Here is a 17,553-nt window from a genome sequence, read left to right as displayed (position 1 = left end):
CTTGCGACGCAGAGCGTCGAGACCTGCATTCCCACGCTGGAGCGTGCGGAACGATAATCGCAACTATCGTGCGGCGCTCCGCGTCGCATGCCTTTCCGGACGCTGCGCGTCCTCTTGCGACGCAGAGCGTCGAGACCTGCATTCCCACGCTGGAGCGTGCGGAACGATAATCGCAACTATCGTGCGGCGCTCCGCGTCGCATGCCTTTCCGGACGCTCCGCGTCCTCATTGCGACGCAGAGCGTCGAGACCTGCATTCCCACGCTGGAGCGTGGGAACGAGAATCCAACTATCGTGCGGCGCTCCGCGTCGCATGCCTTTCCGGACGCTCCGCATCCTCTTGCGACGCAGAGCGTCGAGACCTGCGTTCCCACGCTGGAGCGTGCGGAACGATAATCTCAACTATCGTGCGGCGCTCCGCGTCGCATGCCTTTCCGGACGCTCCGCGTCCTCTTGCGACGCAGAGCGTCGAGACCTGCGTTCCCACGCTGGAGCGTGCGGAACGATAATCTCAACTATCGTGCGGCACTCCGCGTCGCATGCCTTTCCGGACGCTCCGCGTCCTCATTGCGACGCAGAGCGTCGAGACCTGCATTCCCACGCTGGAGCGTGCGGAACGATAATCTCAACTATCGTGCGGCGCTCCGCCCTACTTCTTCACGCCCAGCTTCTTCAATTCCTCATCACGCAGCTCGCGACGCAGGATCTTGCCGACGTTGGTAGTGGGCAGGACCTCCCGGAATTCCACGCTACGCGGCACCTTGTAGCCGGTCAGGTTGGCGCGCATGTGCTCCATGACCTGTTCCTTGGTGAGGGTAACGCCCGGTTTGGCCACGACGAAAACCTTGATGGTTTCGCCTGACTTCTCGTCCGGCACGCCGATCGCCGCGCATTGCAACACGCCCGGGAGCGTGGCGAGCACGTCTTCAAGTTCGTTGGGGTATACGTTGAAACCGGAGATCAGAATCATGTCTTTCTTGCGATCGACAATCCGGATGTAGCCATCGGGCTGGATGATCGCGATGTCACCGGTCTTGAGCCAGCCATCACTGTCGAGCATTTCATCGGTGGCTTCCTGGCGCTGCCAGTAGCCTTTCATGACCTGAGGGCCCTTGATGCACAACTCGCCGGTTTCACCGAACGCCAGCTCGTTGCCGGCATCGTCGATAACCTTGCACAGCGTCGACGGCACAGGAATACCGATAGTGCCCATCTGCACGTCTTTAGCGGGATTGACCGTAGCCACCGGGCTGGTCTCGGTCATGCCATAGCCTTCGCAGACCTGGCAGCCAGTGACCTGCTTCCAGCGTTCGGCAGCGGACTGCTGCAGGGCCATGCCGCCGGACAGGGTAACTTTCAACGCCGAAAAGTCGAGGTTGCGAAAATCCTCGTTATTGCATAAGGCCACAAACAGCGTGTTAAGGCCGACAAAGCCGCTGAACTTCCATTTCGAAAGCTCCTTGACCATCGCTGGCAGATCACGCGGGTTGCTGATCAGGATGTTGTGATTGCCGAGCAGCATCATCGCCATGCAATGAAAGGTGAAGGCGTAGATGTGATACAGCGGCAGGGGCGTGATGATGATTTCACACCCGTCGCCAAGGTTTGAAGCCATCAGCGCCCGGCACTGCAACATGTTGGCGATCAGGTTGCGATGAGTCAGCATTGCGCCCTTGGCCACACCGGTGGTGCCGCCGGTGTATTGCAGCACAGCAACATCGGCGCTGCCGGGCGACACGTCGGTCACTGGCTGGCCACGCCCCTTGCCGAGCACATCGTTGAATTTGACGGCTTTAGGCAAGTGATAGGCCGGGACCATTTTCTTCACGTACTTGATGACGCTGTTGATCAGCAAACGCTTGAGCGGCGACAGCATGTCAGCCACTTCAGTGACGATGACATGCTTGATCTGCGTTTTGGGCACGACCTTTTCGGCCAGGTGCGCCATGTTTGCCAGACACACCAGCGCCTTGGCGCCGGAGTCGTTGAACTGGTGTTCCATTTCCCGCGCGGTGTACAGCGGGTTGGTGTTGACCACGATCAGCCCGGCGCGAATGGCACCGAAGACGGCAATCGGGTACTGCAACAGGTTGGGTAACTGCACAGCGATGCGATCACCCGGCTGCAGGTCGGTATGTTGCTGGATCCAGGCGGCGAACGCGCCGGACAGCTCATACAGTTCGCCGTAGGTGATGGTCTTGCCCAGATTGCTGAACGCCGGTTTGTCGGCGAAGCGTTGGCAGGACAGCTTCAGGACAGCCTGGACATTGGGATACTCGTCAGGATTGATATCGGCGGGGATACCAGACGGATATTTGTCCTTCCAGAAGTTTTCAATCATTCAGTCGGCTCCGTAGCGATAGCGAATTCTTCACATCGCCTGAAGCGATGATTTTCTTGTGCTTGGAATTATGCAGTAGACGCTTTTTTCGCTTTATGACTGATCAAAAAGCGCGCCGAGAGTAGCAGCTTTGCCAAACGTCGACTAGAGGCATAAGAAGGCCGCACAGTCACCAAAAAGACCATAATCTATAAATCAGTCATTTTTAAAACATTAAAAGAATATTGATTACCACCTCGAAAGCACCGGAACAGAGCGGTCAACCTCATAATTAGCGGCTTTTCAAAAAAAAGACCCCGCATGCAGCACTCTGCAAACGGGGTCATTTACACAATTCGAGACGATTAGGGGGAATCAGGCAATGTCACGAAGCTCCCGGCGCAGAATCTTGCCTACCTGCGTCATCGGCAACGATTCCCGCAGGACAATATGCCTGGGTACCTTGTAAGCCGTGAAATTCGCCTTGCAGAAGGCCTTGAGCTCTTCAACGCTCAACCCCGGCTCTCGCGCCACCACAAACAGTTTTACGGCCTCCCCCGAACGCTCGTCCGGCACGCCGATACAGGCGCAGTTGGCAACTTTCGGGTGGGCCATGACCACGTCTTCGATTTCGTTGGGGTAAACGTTGAAGCCGGACACGATGATCAAGTCTTTCTTGCGGTCGACAATACTGACGAATCCGTCGGTGCCAATCACCGCAATGTCACCAGTCTTGAACCAGCCTTGCGCATCCAGTGACTCGGCGGTGGCAGCCGGCTGGTTCCAGTAGCCCTTCATGACCTGCGGCCCTTGGATACACAGCTCGCCTCGCTCGCCGAAGGGCAATTCGGCACCGTCGTCGTCAATAACCTTCATCGCAGTGCCCGGCACCGGAATACCGACCGTACCCAGACGAGCCAGAGCACCGTAAGGATTGGCACTGGCGACAGGCGAAGTCTCGGTCAGGCCATAACCCTCGACGATTGTGCAGCCGGTGATCTGCGCCCAGCGCTCGGCCGTGGCCTTGACCAGCGCAGTACCACCGGAATTGGTGCTTTTCAGCGCCGAGAAATCCAGACTCCTGAACTGTGGATGATTCATGAGCGCCACGAACAGTGTGTTGAGGCCGATCATGGCGGTGAATTTCCACTTGCCCAGCTCCTTGATGAAGCCGCCGATATCGCGAGGGTTGGTAATCAGGATGTTGTGATTGCCGCTGATCATCATGCACATGCAGTTCGCCGTGAATGCATAGATGTGATAGAGCGGCAACGGCGCGATCATTACCTCTGTGCCCTCTTCAAACAACGAGCCGCCTTCGGGACGCTGCTGGCGCATGCAGGCATAGACTTGCTGCATGTTGGCGACCAGATTGCCGTGAGTGAGCATCGCGCCCTTGGCCAGTCCCGTGGTGCCACCGGTGTATTGCAGCACGGCAACGTCGTCCAGACCTCGTGGTACGACCTGCATACGGCTATCACGCCCCAGGCGAAGCGCACGCTTGAAGCCGACGGCCTGAGGCAAATGGAATGACGGGACCAGCTTTTTGACCTTGTCGACGATGGTATTGACCAGCCATCCCTTGGCTGGTGACTGCATGTCGCCCATTTTCACTTCGATCAGGTGTTCGATTGCAGTGTCGGGGAGCACTTCCTGCACCAGCTTGCCGAACAAATTGAGGTACACCAGCGCCCTGGCACCAGAGTCCTTGAATTGATGGCGCATCTCGCGTGCGGTGTATAACGGATTGGTGTTGACCACGATCAGACCTGCACGCATCGCACCAAATACGGCAATCGGGTATTGCAGGATATTGGGCATCTGTACGGCAATACGGTCACCGGGTACCAATTGTGTGTGCTGCTGCAGATAGCCTGCGAAGGCGGCAGAGTGACGCTCAAGTTCGGCGTAGGTCAGGGTCACGCCCATATTGCTGAATGCAGGTCGGTCTGCAAACTTTCTGCAGCAGCGCTCAAATACTTCAATGACCGACTGATAGGTCTGTAAGTCCACCTCGGAGTCGACACCTGCCGGACGCTTGTCATCCCAGAAATCACTTTGCATTATTTTTATCCTCTTCCCTGCGTAGGCCTGGCCCGACGTTAGCAGTTAAAACGTCTCAGGCAAATAATCGGCCGAGCGTCATCAGCAGCATGAATCTTGCCTCCGTTCAGACTGAAATCTGCCGACGACGATACACTTCCAATTGCAGATGGCCTGCTAATCAACAGACTCTCGATACCGCAACAGCAGTATTCTCATGACATTCGCTTATTATTTGCCTTGAATGTGATCCGGGCAGCCCCGGCAAGCGTCTGAATGATCTTGTCCGCGCAATGGCGGCGGCAGGTCATCAAGTGTTACAAATCAAGGCTAAGTCGGATTGCACGAACCGGCCCGCTTCAATCCATTTTTATTGTCAGGACAGCCACATGACTCAAGTCACCAACACGCCTTACGAAGCCCTTGAAGTCGGTCAGACCGCCAGCTATAGCAAGACAGTGGAAGAACGTGACATTCAACTGTTCGCCGCCATGTCCGGCGACCACAACCCGGTTCACCTGGACGCCGAATATGCCGCCAAGACCATGTTCAAGGAGCGCATCGCTCACGGCATGTTCAGTGGTGCGTTGATCAGTGCGGCCGTTGCGTGCGAGCTGCCTGGGCCGGGCACTATTTACATCGGTCAGCAGATGACTTTCCAGAAACCGGTAAAACTGGGCGACACCCTGACTGTGCGCCTGGAAATCCTGGAAAAACTGCCAAAGTTCCGAGTACGCATCGCAACCCGCGTTTTTAATCAGAACGATGAGCTGGTTGTAGACGGCGAAGCCGAGATCCTCGCCCCGCGCAAGCAGCAGACCGTCGACCTGACCGTATTGCCCGAGATCACCTTCGGCTGATACCGCGCATGGGCGTGCGCCACACAATGCGCACGCCAGACTCGCCAGTGGCCTGAACAAAAGAATTCATGATGCATCCGGAACTGCTTTGCTGCGCTTTCCACTCAGGAAACCAGCGGCACTCTCTATCCGGATCACGAATTGTTCATCCTACAGGCGGGGAAATCAGCCATGAATATGATCAACAGAAACTATTACCCCGTCTCCGGGATTCCTGCGCAGGATGCCACTGCACAGACCGATCAAGCACAGTCGCAAGACCAAGGCATCAAGCCGGGCCACAATAGCAACCTGATCGACTTCGGCCTGACACAACAGGCCAATGGTCCGCACTCCTCGCTGAACACACTAAGCTCCAGAGTCCAGCCGACTGACACAAGCGCATCTTCAAACATGCTGGGCGGTAACAGTGAGCAAGTACTGAACAAACTTGTGGAAGCCATTCGTAACTTCCTCAAGGAACTGTTCTCTCTCTTGCGCGGCAATCAGCAACAGGACGTTACGCCGCCTGCACAGACTCAACACGAACAGGCGCCGACGCTCGCTCAATCGCCCTCTTCCTCATCCTCATCGTCGCCTTCGACGCCTCAGGGCAACGCAGAAAAACCCTTTGTAGTGCAGAACGATCACCCTTCAGAAAAACCTGTATCACTGCAAAAAAATACAGAGTCGACGCCCACTGCACCTTCACAAATAGCACCTTCACAAACACCACCGTCACACACTGCCCCCCGCACCGCCGAGCGAAGCAGTGCTCCTTCAGAGACACCGACCAGGCCCGATGCGGTAAAACCAGCAGTGGTCCATGAACCTGCGTTGCCGAAAACCTCGACCGCCACCACCGCCACACCGGATAACACGGTTAAAGCAGCAAAACCCGCCACACCGGCTGCGCACGGCCAGGGCGCAGACATGTCGGGCATTGTGGGTTTCGCCAAAGACGCTGGCACGACCGGCGGTAACGGCGGTCAAGTGGTCACTGTGAATACCGTGGCGGAACTCAAGAAAAACATGGAAGACGACACGGCTCGTACGGTGCGTCTGGGAGCCAACCTGTCTGCCGACAGCAAAGTGACCATTAATTTCGGAGCCAACAAAACCCTGTTGGGCACCGATAAGGGCAACACCCTGCACAATGTCTATCTGGCCAGTGGCAAAACCGCGAGCAATGATATTTTCCAGAACCTCAACTTCAACCATGACAGCCGTTACCGTGAAAACGGTGACATGCAGATGTTCATCAGCAGCGGCAAGAAGTACTGGATCGATCAGAACACCTACACGGGCACCAAGGATCAGAACCCCAAAGGGCTGGATAAGCTGCTCTACGTTGGCGGGACGGCAGATAATGTCAGCCTGACCAATTCAAAGTTTCAGAACAACGAATATGGGGTGATTCTGGGCCAGCCCGATGATTCTGCGGCGGCCAAAGCCGCCTACAAGGGTTATCCGCAAATGACCATTGCCAACAACGTCTTCAGCAACCTGGATGTCCGGGCCCCCGGCCTGATGCGTCACGGGCAATTTGACGTGTTCAATAACTCCATCGACAAATTCCACCTCGGCTTCACTGCGACGGGGGATGCAACGATTCTGTCGCAGTCCAACTATTTCGCAAAAGGCGTGGATGTCTCCAACAAGGCAAGTAACTCCGGCGTGCTGGATGACTACGGCGACGCCCACTTCAAAGACATCGGCAGTAACGTCAGTTTCACTCAGAAATCACCGCTGACCGCCTGGTCACCGAGCTATAACCGGGACGTGAAAACAGCCGAAGAGGCCAGAGCCTACAACCTGACTCATGCCGGCGCAAAAACAGTGGCCTAAAGGCCTGGGTTGAAATACGGACGAAAAAAAGGGCGACCTGGGTCGCCCGAAATGCCTTGCGTGCTCACTGACAGAATGACTGGCCCTGGCCAGTCGTTCTTTTTGTGCCGCCGATACTGCGCTGGCGACGACTGGCTGGTCGTCATGTTGCGCCGTATTCGATGGCATCAGGTTAAACGCAGCTGCAAGAAGGCACCTTGACCCAGATCAATGATGCAAAAAGGAGTTATCAGCGTTTTTTAGGCTTTTTCTTTGGCTTTTTGCAGTTTAAAGGCATCGCCTGTTCGAAGGCATTGCGCACTTCGTTGAGGCGTTTGTCGTTCAAATCGTGAACGCGTCTGGCGCGCTCTGCGCCCAGGTCGATCAATTTTTCATCGTCGCTCATGGCTTGCCGCTCTCGAACACTGGAAATCAATGCCAATAATGCTTAATCGCAGCGGCCATGACCAGCGAAGAACCGGGCTTTCCCGCTTATCAGATCTGAATATCCACCCAGAGACCCTGACGCGGCTCGTCGTCGATGAGCGGTACGACAGGAACGGTGTTGTCAGCGTTCAGAGAATCCCCTGGAACGACCAACCCCTGATATTCCTCGGCCTCTTCAGAGGTTCGACCCTGCTGCTGTTGCTGACGCTGCTGTTCTTCGCGCAACAGCAACGCGCTGCGTTCGGTATCTTCGTTGCGCAGGTCGATGGAGGTCTCGTTGGAGCTTTGCTGCACCGGTGCGACAGGCGGGATGTCCGGCATGCGTTTGGCCGGGTCCATCTGTGATGTCACAGGCACCACACTTAGCGGAAGCATAGGTTGCAGCATGGTTTTATCTCCTCTTACCGGGGTGTCGGCCGTGCACGAGGCAACTTGAACCGGGCTAAAATAGTCAGCAAATGTTTATAAGATCTTTTTCGACCGCGGACAGTGAAATTAGTGTCATGGAACTAAAAATTCGATGGGTTATCAGCGCTGAAGATGAGTTTTTTCACGCTGCCTTTGGCCTTCGGTGCGCGTTCCGTTAACATACTCAGCTTTTTCAAGCGGGAGACAGGCAGCATGGCGCAGCAGTATCAACCGGGGCAACGCTGGATTAGTGACAGCGAAGCCGAGCTGGGTTTAGGCACCGTTCTGGCACAGGACGGCCGCTTGTTGACCGTGCTCTATCCGGCCACTGGCGAAACACGTCAGTACGCACTGCGTAATGCGCCGCTGACCCGCGTGCGCTTCTCCCCAGGCGATGTGATCACACATTTCGAAAACTGGAAGATGACCGTACGCGAAGTCGACGATGTTGATGGCCTGCTGGTCTACCACGGCCTTAACGCGCAGAACGAAGTGGTGACACTGCCGGAAACCCAGCTGTCGAACTTCATCCAGTTCCGCCTGGCTACCGACCGTCTGTTCGCTGGCCAGATCGACCAGTTGTCCTGGTTTTCGTTGCGCTACAACACGCTGGAGCACACCAGCCGCCAATTGCAGTCCTCGCTGTGGGGCCTGGGTGGCGTGCGGGCACAGCCTATCGCCCACCAGTTGCACATCGCTCGCGAAGTCGCGGACCGTATAGCGCCGCGCGTTCTGCTGGCCGACGAAGTGGGTCTGGGCAAAACCATCGAAGCCGGTCTGGTGATCCATCGCCAACTGCTGTCGGGGCGCGCCAGCCGCGTGCTGATCCTGGTCCCGGAAAACCTCCAGCACCAGTGGCTGGTGGAAATGCGTCGCCGCTTCAACCTGCAGGTCGCGCTGTTCGACGCCGAGCGCTTCATGGAAAGCGATGCAGGCAACCCCTTCGAAGACACACAGCTTGCACTGGTTGCGCTGGAATGGCTGATCGAAGACGAAAAAGCCCAGGACGCCCTGTTTGCGGCAGGCTGGGACCTGATGGTAGTCGACGAAGCGCACCATCTGGTCTGGCACGAAGACAAGGCCAGCCGCGAATACTCGCTGGTCGAGCAACTGGCCGAAGTCATTGCCGGCGTACTGCTGCTGACCGCAACCCCGGAGCAACTGGGTCAGGACAGCCACTTCGCCCGCCTGCGCCTGCTGGACCCGAACCGCTTCCACGACCTCAAGGCCTTCCGCGCCGAAAGCGAGAACTACCGTCCGGTGGCTCAGGCCGTTCAGGAGCTGCTCGATAAGGGCAAGCTGTCTGCCGAGGCGCAGGAAACCATTCACGGCTTCCTGGGTGCCGAAGGCGATTCCCTGCTGGCGGCCGTGAATACCGGCGACGACGAAGCCAAGGCGCGCCTGATTCGCGAACTGCTGGACCGTCACGGCACCGGCCGCGTGCTGTTCCGCAACACCCGTGCCGCTGTGCAGGGCTTCCCGGAGCGCAAGCTGCATCAATACCCGCTGCCCTGCCCTGTGGAATACCTTGAGTTGCCGGTTGGCGAACACGCCGATCTTTACCCGGAAGTCAGCTTTCAGTCGCAGTCGGAAGTCAGCGAAGAAGAGCGCTGGTGGCGCTTCGACCCACGCGTCGACTGGCTGATCGACACGCTTAAAATGCTCAAGCGCGTCAAGGTGCTGGTCATCTGTGCCCACGCCGAAACCGCCATGGACCTGGAAGACGCGCTGCGCGTGCGTTCCGGCATTCCAGCCACGGTCTTCCACGAGGGTATGAACATCCTTGAGCGCGACCGCGCGGCGGCCTATTTTGCAGACGAAGAATTCGGCGCTCAGGTCCTGATCTGCTCGGAAATCGGCAGCGAAGGCCGCAACTTCCAGTTCTCTCACCATCTGGTGCTGTTCGACCTGCCGTCGCACCCGGACCTGCTGGAGCAGCGTATCGGGCGTCTGGACCGGATCGGCCAGAAGCACACCATCGAGCTGCACGTACCTTTCCTGGAAACCAGCCCGCAGGCACGCCTGTTCCAGTGGTATCACGAGGCGCTCAATGCGTTTCTCAATACCTGCCCGACCGGCAACGCCCTGCAGCATCAGTTCGGCCCGCGCCTGCTGCCGCTGCTGGAAAGCGGTGACGACGACGAGTGGCAAAGTCTGATCGACGAAGCCCGCACCGAGCGCGAACGCCTGGAAAGCGAACTGCACACCGGTCGCGACCGCTTGCTGGAACTCAATTCCGGCGGTGCCGGCGAAGGCGAAGCGCTGGTTGAAGCCATTCTGGAACAGGACGATCAGTTCAGCCTGCCGATCTACATGGAAACCCTGTTCGACGCGTTTGGCATCGACAGCGAAGACCATTCGGAAAACGCCCTGATCCTCAAGCCAAGCGAGAAAATGCTCGACGCCAGCTTTCCGCTCGGCGACGACGAAGGCGTGACCATCACCTACGACCGCAATCAGGCGCTGTCTCGCGAAGACATGCAGTTCATCACCTGGGAGCACCCGATGGTTCAGGGCGGTATGGACCTCGTGCTGTCCGGCTCGATGGGCAACACCGCCGTGGCACTGATCAAGAACAAGGCGCTCAAGCCGGGCACTGTCCTGCTGGAACTGATCTACGTCAGCGAAGTGGTTGCTCCTCGCTCGTTGCAGCTGGGGCGCTACCTGCCTCCTGCCGCGCTGCGTTGCCTGCTCGACGCCAATGGCAACGATCTGTCGAGCCGTGTGTCGTTCAACACCCTCAATGATCAGCTCGAAAGCGTGCCTCGTGCCAGCGCCAACAAGTTCATCCAGGCGCAACGTGACCAGCTGACCCCGAGAATCAATGCGGGCGAAGAGAAAATCACCCCAAGACACGCAGAACGCGTGGCCGAAGCACAGCGTCGCCTGGCAGCCGATACTGAAGAGGAACTGGCTCGCCTGACGGCATTGCAAGCGGTCAACCCGACCGTACGCGACAGTGAACTGGTCGCCCTGCGCAGCCAGCGCGAACAAGGCCTGGCCATGCTTGAAAAAGCAGCCCTGCGCCTGGAAGCGATCCGGGTACTGGTTGCGGGTTGAAGCCTTGATACGCTCCGCGTTATCCATAAGTCTTTAGATGAATATCGTGCCGACGCTCTGCGTCGGTACGCCGTTCTGGACGCTCCGCGTCCGATCTTGCGTTTGCGGCGTGGCGCAGATTTGTGACGCAGAGCGTCACGCACGGCATTCCCACGCTGGAGCGTGCGGAACGATGATCTCAGCTATTGTGCGACGCTCTGCGTCGCATGCCGTTCTGGACGCTCCGCGTCCAATCCTGCGTTTGCGGTGCGGCGCAGATTTGTGACGCAGAGCGTCACGCACCGCATTCCCACGCGGGAGCGTGCGGAACGATGACCTCAACTATCGTGCGTCGCTCCGCGTCGCATGCCTTTCTGGACGCTCCGCGTCCGATCTTGCGTTTGCGGCGCAGATTTGTGACGCAGAGCGTCACGCACGGCATTCCCACGCTGGAGCGTGCGGAACGATGACCTTAACTATCGTGCGACGCTCCGCGTCGCATGCCTTTCTGGACGCTCTGCGTCCAATCCTGTGTTTGCGGCGCGGCGCAGATTTGTGACGCAGAGCGTCACGTACGGCATTCCCACGCTGGAGCGTGCGGAACGATAATCCAACTATCGTGCAACGCTCTGCGTCGCATGCCGTTCTGGACGCTCTGCGTCCGGTCTTGCATCGGCGTAATCACTGCCTGGCCACCACAATTCCCTGCGCCAACTCCTCCACCGGCTCGTCAGCCGCCATTCTCGCCTTCATCCGCTCGGCATCCCGGCTGAAACAGCGCGAAGCCTGATACAGGAACAGCAAGGTCAGAAACAGCGCTGCCGGGATCAGGTACATGGCATCGTGCAAACCGATGGCTTTAAAGCTTTCGCTCATCACCTCGACACCTGCAACGCCCATCGCAGCATGGGCAAAGTGATCAGACAGCAAACCGACCACCACCGGCCCCAGCCCTCCACCCAGCAAATAAAGCCCGGCAAAGAACAGCGCCATGGCCGTGGCCCGCAGGCGCGGTTCGATTACGTCCTGAATAGCGGTGTAGACGCAGGTATAGAAGTTGTAAGCGAACAGCCAGCCCAGACTGAACACTCCCACGAACACACCGATCCCGATCTGCCCTGCATGCAGCGCATAGCCTGTGGCCAGTGCGGCGATCAACATGCTGATGGTCGCAAACAACAGCCGTCCATTGGAAAAGCGCTGGTGCAGTTTGTCGGCTATCCAGCCCCCAAGCGTCAGACCGATCAGCCCGGTTACGCCGACAATAACCCCGGTCGCCACTGCAGCTTCCTGCAAGGGCAGCAGAAAATAGCGCTGCAGCATCGGCACCATGAATGAATTGCAGGCGTAAGTCGCAAAGTTGAAGGTCAGACCACCCAGCACCAGCCAACGAAAGGTCGGAATCGACAGCACACGGCGGATCGGCTTTTCAATCTTCGCCTCTGACATCCGCACGCTTTCAGCCGCGCCGCGCCTGGGCTCCTTGATGAAAAAGATGAACACGGCCAGCAACAGACCAGGAACCGCAGCGATAAAGAACGGTGCGCGCCAGCTGTCAAACGCCTTGACCATAGCGCCGATGGTAAAGAACGCCAGTAGCAGACCCAAAGGCAGACCCAGCATGAAAAGCCCCATGGCCCGCGCACGCCGATGGGCTGGAAACAGATCACCGATCAGTGAGTTGGCAGCAGGCGCGTAGCTGGCCTCACCTATGCCGACGCCCATGCGCACCAGCAGGAAGGTCCAGAAACTGCCCACCATGCCATTGACCGCAGTCAACCCGCTCCAGACCGCCAGACCGCAGCCCATGAGCTTCTTGCGCGACCCGTTGTCGGCCATGCGCCCCAATGGCAGACCAGCGAAAGCGTAGACCAGCGTGAATGCGGTCCCCAGCAACCCCAGTTGAAAGTCACTCAAATGCCATTCCAGACGAATGGGCTCGACGATAATCGCCGGGATGGTGCGATCAAAGAAGTTGAACAGATTGGCCAGAAAAAGCAGGAACAGCACGCGCCAGGCATTGGCAGCCTGAGTAGCGTTTTCAGCCTGGAGCGTGTTCATAAGGCATCCATCCCTTGACTCTCAGTCACTTCAATCTAGAAGCAGAAGCGCTGTCTGTCTGTAAACATTCGTAACTACGCATAGGACATGATGGCCTTTTATAACTATTCGTTATTGAGTCGATATCAAAATGGCCGCTCGCAGGGGTGGCAGGTTGTAAACAGCTTCTATACTCAGCTCAAATCGCCAGGTCCTGAGGCTTGGCGCTCTTGTAGTGAGAATAGGGCGCGCTATGGAGTGGCTGGGTTTGAACGTATTCGCTGGCCTCCCAGCGGACGGGCAATTATTGATCGACTGCAGTCATAACCTGTTTCTGGTAGCGCTGGCTTACGGTGTGGCTTGCGCCGCATCCTTCGCCACGCTGGATATTGCCGACCGCGTCATTCAGGTCGACGCCATCAAGAGCCGTCGCCTGTGGAAAGCACTGGGCGCGTTATGCCTGGCGGGCGGCGTGTGGGCGATGCATTTCATCAGCATGCTGGCGTTTGAGGCCCCGCTGAAAATCTCTTACGACCTGACAGTCACGCTGGCTTCCCTGCTGATCGTGCTGATCACTGCACTGGTGGCCATGAGAGCCCTGACCATCCCTGAGCTGACGCTCAGGCGCTGTCTGATCAGTTCGCTGGTCATGGGGACCGGCATCAGTGTCATGCACTATCTGGGCATGTCGGCGATGCGCTCCGCTGCCACGCAGTACTACGAACCACGGATGTTCGCGCTGTCGATCGTGGTTGCCGTCCTTTCCAGCATTGCTCTGCTGACACTGTCCCGGCATCTGCGTCAGTACAACGGCATGTTTCATCAGATGTTCCGCTACGGGGTGAGTCTTCTGCTGGGTGCGGGTTTGCTGACCATGCACCTGATGGGCATGAGGGCACTGCGACTGGTCATGCCCGAAGGCGCTGCGCTGCACATCCCCGGCACCGAAAACAGCCAGCAGCTTGGGCTTACCATTGCCGCCATCACCCTGCTTATCATCGCCGGCAGCATCAGCGCGGCAATGGCCGACAAGAAACTGCAAGGCAAGGAGCACGACCTGCAACGCGTCAACGCGCTGCTCAGCCAGCTGGATCAGGCCCGCGTCTCGCTTCAGCAGGTGGCCCATTACGACCCGTTGACCAACCTGATCAACCGCCGGGGCTTCAATCAGATATTCGCCGAAAAGCTGCAGGAGCACACCTACAACAACGGCATGCTTGCAGTGATGTTTCTGGACATCGACCACTTCAAGCGCATTAACGACAGTCTGGGCCATGACGCCGGTGACGAACTGCTCAAGGTGATTGCCGAACGCATCCGCAGCGCCACCCGTGTGCAAGACGTGGTCTCCCGTTTCGGGGGCGATGAATTCTGCATACTGCTGAGCATTCCGGACTACGAGGAGGCACGACACCTGGCCTATCGGGTCATGCAAAAAATGAAGGAGACCATCGCGCTGGCAGGAAGGCGCATGGTCATGACGACCAGTATTGGTATCGCCGTGTTCCCGCGCGACGGTTCGACCTGTGATGAACTGCTCAAACACGCAGACCTCGCGCTTTACCAGTCCAAGGGCAACGGACGCAACAGGGTCAATTTCTTCAGCCCCGCGCTCAAGACCAGGGCCAGCCTGGAACTGCATCTGGAGGAGGAACTGCGCAATGCCCTGCGCGAAGAGACCGGCCTGCAGGTCTACTATCAGCCTATCGTCGACATGCATACTGGCCACGTTGCCAAGCTGGAGGCACTGGTGCGCTGGAATCACCCGCAACACGGTTTGCTGGCTCCCGGGCGCTTCATCGGCATTGCCGAGGCCAACGGTCTGATCGCCGAGCTGGATAACTGGGTGCTGCGCCGCGCCTGTCACGACCTGCGCACACTGCGTCAGGAAGGGCTGGAACAGCTGATCATCACGGTCAACTGCTCGGCACTCACGCTGGGCCGCGACGAACTGGTCGAAGAGGTCGAGCAGGCACTGGCCGACGCCGACGTTGCACCTGGCCGACTGGAACTGGAGGTGACCGAAAATGCGTTGATGGGCAATATCAGCAATACCATTCTGATGCTCAAGCACATTCGCAGCCTGGGGGTCTCCCTGTCGATTGACGACTTCGGCACCGGCTACTCATCGCTTGCCTATCTCAAGCGGCTGCCACTGGACACGCTGAAGATCGATCGATCATTCATCATTGATATTCCCCAATCTCCACAGGATATGGAAATCGTCCAGGCGATTCTCGTCATGGCTCATACCCTGCACCTGAAAGTCGTCACGGAAGGCGTGGAAACCCCGGCTCAACTTGAGTTTCTCAGCCGATTCGGCAGTGATTACGTACAAGGCTATCTGTTCAGCAAGCCTCAGCCACTGGAGCGAATCCTGCCCCTTGCCAGACAGATGAACGAGCGCGAACCGACTACCCGTTGGTCTGCCCTGCCACCACCGCACATGCACGGCCCGGACATTGACGTTGCAGAACCTGCCGATGTGTTTGCCGACCTGACCGACAATGACGAATTTGCCAGTCACAGGCCCGTCCGTACCTGACGCTACGCTCTGTAGTCACTGGTCGGCAGGTGTGGTTTTACGCTACGTCGACGCCGGGACAGTTACCTTCCAACTCACTCCGGCAAATCGTCAGGCACCTAAATGGTGCGCAAATCAATCCTGCGCTCTGTTTTGAATCAGAACCCAAGGTGCCACCACTACAGCCCAGAGCGAAGGATCGGTCTCCACCAGCTCAAGCGCCTTGCTTTCCGAGACCTTGCCGACCTGTCCTTCAGCCAGCCATGCAGACACCCTCACTGCATCATTTTCGGCCACGGCCTCGGCAACTTCGATCAAATCCAGAGGCAGTTCGACCCACAACAGGGCACCCTTGGCAAAGAATGGTTGCAATTCAGTCCAGGTGATTGATGCGGTTTCGCCAAGCAGTTTGGCATAGAGGGTGCTAGGTTCTTGCGTCATGGGTTTTCACCAGAAAGAAAATCGGCGCAATGATAGCGCCGACTTTCCCATCGGCAAGCCCAGAAGCAGGTGATTTATCGCGGGAAAGCGCAGATAACCTTATGGATCTGAAGCGATTTCAGGGCCTCAGGCGGTTTGATTCTGTAACTTTCTTTCGATTAAGCGACACGCATCGGTTTGTCCCCAAACGCCCGGCTTTCCAAGCCAACGAGCGGCACTCTAAACTGTTCCGGTACAGTTGGCGGCTTGGGAGAACCGGTGATCGAATCCGGTCCTGGAGCCTTGGCCATCAGGATTATAAAAACTACAACGCAAGAGTGGAGCATCATGACTAAGGGTACCAATAAGCTTTCAAGGCTGTTTGCCGCACTGGTTATGGCGGGGGTTGCCAGCCATTCGTTCGCAGCTGACACCATCAAGATCGGCATCGCCGGCCCCAAGACCGGCCCGGTTGCCGAATACGGCACCATGCAGTTCAACGGTGCCAAAATGGCCATCGAGCAGATCAACGCCAAAGGCGGCGTGGATGGCAAAAAGCTTGAAGCCGTCGAATACGATGACGCCTGCGATCCGAAACAGGCCGTTGCGGTCGCCAACAAGGTGGTCAACGACGGCGTGAAATACGTGGTCGGTCACCTGTGCTCCAGCTCCGCCCAGCCAGCGTCCGACGTTTACGAAGACGAAGGCATCATCATGGTGACCCCGGCTGCCACCAGCCCGGAAATCACCGCACGCGGCTACAAACTGGTATTCCGCACCATCGGTCTCGACAGCGCCCAGGGCCCGGCCGCAGGCAACTACATTGCCGACATCGCCAAGCCGAAAATCGTTGCTGTGATTCACGACAAGCAGCAGTACGGCGAAGGTATCGCGACAGCAGTCAAGCAGACGCTGGAGAAAAAAGGCGTCAAGGTTGCTCTGTTCGAAGGTATCAACGCAGGTGACAAGGACTTCTCGTCGCTGATCGCCAAGCTCAAGCAAGCCAACGTCGACTTCGTCTACTACGGCGGCTACCACCCGGAGCTGGGTCAGATCCTGCGCCAGTCCAAGGAAAAGGGCCTGAGCGCGAAGTTCATGGGACCTGAAGGCGTGGGCAACGAGTCCATCTCGCAGATCGCCGGCGATGCTTCGGAAGGCCTGCTGGTCACCCTGCCAAAATCCTTCGACCAGGACCCGGCCAACCAGGCTCTGACCGAAGCCTTCAAGGCCAAGAAAGAAGACCCGAGCGGCCCGTTCGTCTACCCGTCCTACTCCGCCGTTCAGATCATTGCTGATGGCATCGCCGCCGCCAAGTCCGAAGACACCGCCAAGGTGGCTGCTGCCATCCATGCTGGCACCTTCAAGACCCCGATGGGCGAGCTGAGCTACGACGACAAAGGCGATCTGAAGAACTTCCAGTTCGTGGTTTACGAGTGGCACTTCGGCAAACCGAAGACCGAAGCCGCCAAATAAGCTGCTTGCGTTAACCCTCAAAGCCCACTGCCAGCGCAGTGGGCTTTGTTTTACGAATCCAGGCCCGTACGCACGTTTCGGCGACCCGAACTGCATGCACGAGGCCCCCTGAAAATCTTAAAACCGTCAACAGCGGTTCCCTGACAGCGCAACAGGCTACGCATCGACAGAATG

The 17,553-nt window shown here is 57.7% G+C and carries 11 protein-coding genes and 1 pseudogene; 6 read left to right on the top strand and 6 right to left on the bottom strand.

What is annotated here, in order from left to right; all coding sequences use genetic code 11:
- Positions 1-648: 648 nt before the first annotated feature.
- Both fadD1 and fadD2 read right to left on the bottom strand, forming a co-directional pair.
- Positions 649-2,340 carry a long-chain-fatty-acid--CoA ligase FadD1 gene (gene fadD1 / locus RYC18_RS03780; protein WP_057405502.1) on the bottom strand — a complete coding sequence of 564 codons (1,692 nt, stop codon included), beginning with the start codon at positions 2,338-2,340 and terminating at the stop codon, positions 649-651.
- Positions 2,341-2,694: 354 nt separating this feature from the next.
- Positions 2,695-4,383 carry a long-chain-fatty-acid--CoA ligase FadD2 gene (gene fadD2, locus RYC18_RS03775; protein ID WP_057405500.1) on the bottom strand — a complete coding sequence of 563 codons (1,689 nt, stop codon included), beginning with the start codon at positions 4,381-4,383 and terminating at the stop codon, positions 2,695-2,697.
- Between the two features lie 368 nt (positions 4,384-4,751).
- Between fadD2 and RYC18_RS03770 the strand changes: the two genes are divergently transcribed.
- Both RYC18_RS03770 and RYC18_RS03765 read left to right on the top strand, forming a co-directional pair.
- Positions 4,752-5,222 (top strand): MaoC family dehydratase, encoded by a 471-nt coding sequence (locus RYC18_RS03770; protein WP_005743244.1) that lies wholly within the window; start codon positions 4,752-4,754, stop codon positions 5,220-5,222.
- A gap of 171 nt (positions 5,223-5,393) precedes the next feature.
- The gene (locus tag RYC18_RS03765) at positions 5,394-7,049 is read left to right on the top strand and encodes a type III helper protein HopAK1 (RefSeq protein WP_057405498.1); all 1,656 of its coding nucleotides are present in this window, start codon (positions 5,394-5,396) and stop codon (positions 7,047-7,049) included.
- Between the two features lie 229 nt (positions 7,050-7,278).
- On the opposite strand, the gene RYC18_RS03760 is transcribed toward RYC18_RS03765, so the two are convergent.
- Positions 7,279-7,434 (bottom strand): hypothetical protein, encoded by a 156-nt coding sequence (locus tag RYC18_RS03760; protein ID WP_057405496.1) that lies wholly within the window; start codon positions 7,432-7,434, stop codon positions 7,279-7,281.
- Between the two features lie 89 nt (positions 7,435-7,523).
- Positions 7,524-7,862, bottom strand: a complete 339-nt coding sequence (locus RYC18_RS03755) for a hypothetical protein (RefSeq protein WP_005743241.1) — start codon at positions 7,860-7,862, stop codon at positions 7,524-7,526.
- 234 nt (positions 7,863-8,096) lie between these two features.
- Between RYC18_RS03755 and rapA the strand changes: the two genes are divergently transcribed.
- Entirely contained in the window at positions 8,097-10,943 is a 2,847-nt protein-coding gene (rapA, locus tag RYC18_RS03750) for an RNA polymerase-associated protein RapA (protein WP_057405568.1), read from the top strand.
- A gap of 660 nt (positions 10,944-11,603) precedes the next feature.
- Here the strand turns inward: rapA and RYC18_RS03745 are convergent.
- Complete coding sequence (locus tag RYC18_RS03745; protein WP_016982501.1) at positions 11,604-12,983, bottom strand: spinster family MFS transporter; 1,380 nt, start codon at positions 12,981-12,983, stop codon at positions 11,604-11,606.
- A 232-nt stretch (positions 12,984-13,215) separates the two neighbouring features.
- Between RYC18_RS03745 and RYC18_RS03740 the strand changes: the two genes are divergently transcribed.
- Positions 13,216-15,507 carry a putative bifunctional diguanylate cyclase/phosphodiesterase gene (locus RYC18_RS03740; RefSeq protein ID WP_005779332.1) on the top strand — a complete coding sequence of 764 codons (2,292 nt, stop codon included), beginning with the start codon at positions 13,216-13,218 and terminating at the stop codon, positions 15,505-15,507.
- A 114-nt stretch (positions 15,508-15,621) separates the two neighbouring features.
- On the opposite strand, the gene RYC18_RS03735 is transcribed toward RYC18_RS03740, so the two are convergent.
- A complete protein-coding gene (locus RYC18_RS03735) occupies positions 15,622-15,927 on the bottom strand; it encodes a DUF2288 domain-containing protein (RefSeq protein WP_002554802.1) in 306 nt (101 codons plus the stop codon).
- Positions 15,928-15,956: 29 nt separating this feature from the next.
- Between RYC18_RS03735 and RYC18_RS03730 the strand changes: the two are divergent.
- A pseudogene (locus RYC18_RS03730) lies at positions 15,957-16,178 on the top strand (hypothetical protein); the annotation flags it as partial.
- Between the two features lie 76 nt (positions 16,179-16,254).
- The gene (locus tag RYC18_RS03725) at positions 16,255-17,379 is read left to right on the top strand and encodes a branched-chain amino acid ABC transporter substrate-binding protein (RefSeq protein WP_057405494.1); all 1,125 of its coding nucleotides are present in this window, start codon (positions 16,255-16,257) and stop codon (positions 17,377-17,379) included.
- Positions 17,380-17,553 lie beyond the last annotated feature (174 nt).

The organism is Pseudomonas syringae group sp. 247E2, assembly GCF_032587795.1.
Taxonomy (GTDB): domain Bacteria; phylum Pseudomonadota; class Gammaproteobacteria; order Pseudomonadales; family Pseudomonadaceae; genus Aquipseudomonas; species Aquipseudomonas amygdali.
This window is presented reverse-complemented; position numbering and strand designations above follow the sequence as displayed.

Coding starts and splice junctions, on each gene's coding strand:
- RYC18_RS03755 (WP_005743241.1), bottom strand. CDS start 7,862: ATGCTGCAACCTATGCTTCCGCTAAGTGTGGTGCCTGTGACATCACAG.
- fadD2 (WP_057405500.1), bottom strand. CDS start 4,383: ATGCAAAGTGATTTCTGGGATGACAAGCGTCCGGCAGGTGTCGACTCC.
- fadD1 (WP_057405502.1), bottom strand. CDS start 2,340: ATGATTGAAAACTTCTGGAAGGACAAATATCCGTCTGGTATCCCCGCC.
- RYC18_RS03770 (WP_005743244.1), top strand. CDS start 4,752: ATGACTCAAGTCACCAACACGCCTTACGAAGCCCTTGAAGTCGGTCAG.
- RYC18_RS03760 (WP_057405496.1), bottom strand. CDS start 7,434: ATGAGCGACGATGAAAAATTGATCGACCTGGGCGCAGAGCGCGCCAGA.
- rapA (WP_057405568.1), top strand. CDS start 8,097: ATGGCGCAGCAGTATCAACCGGGGCAACGCTGGATTAGTGACAGCGAA.
- RYC18_RS03735 (WP_002554802.1), bottom strand. CDS start 15,927: ATGACGCAAGAACCTAGCACCCTCTATGCCAAACTGCTTGGCGAAACC.
- RYC18_RS03765 (WP_057405498.1), top strand. CDS start 5,394: ATGAATATGATCAACAGAAACTATTACCCCGTCTCCGGGATTCCTGCG.
- RYC18_RS03740 (WP_005779332.1), top strand. CDS start 13,216: ATGGAGTGGCTGGGTTTGAACGTATTCGCTGGCCTCCCAGCGGACGGG.
- RYC18_RS03745 (WP_016982501.1), bottom strand. CDS start 12,983: ATGAACACGCTCCAGGCTGAAAACGCTACTCAGGCTGCCAATGCCTGG.
- RYC18_RS03725 (WP_057405494.1), top strand. CDS start 16,255: ATGACTAAGGGTACCAATAAGCTTTCAAGGCTGTTTGCCGCACTGGTT.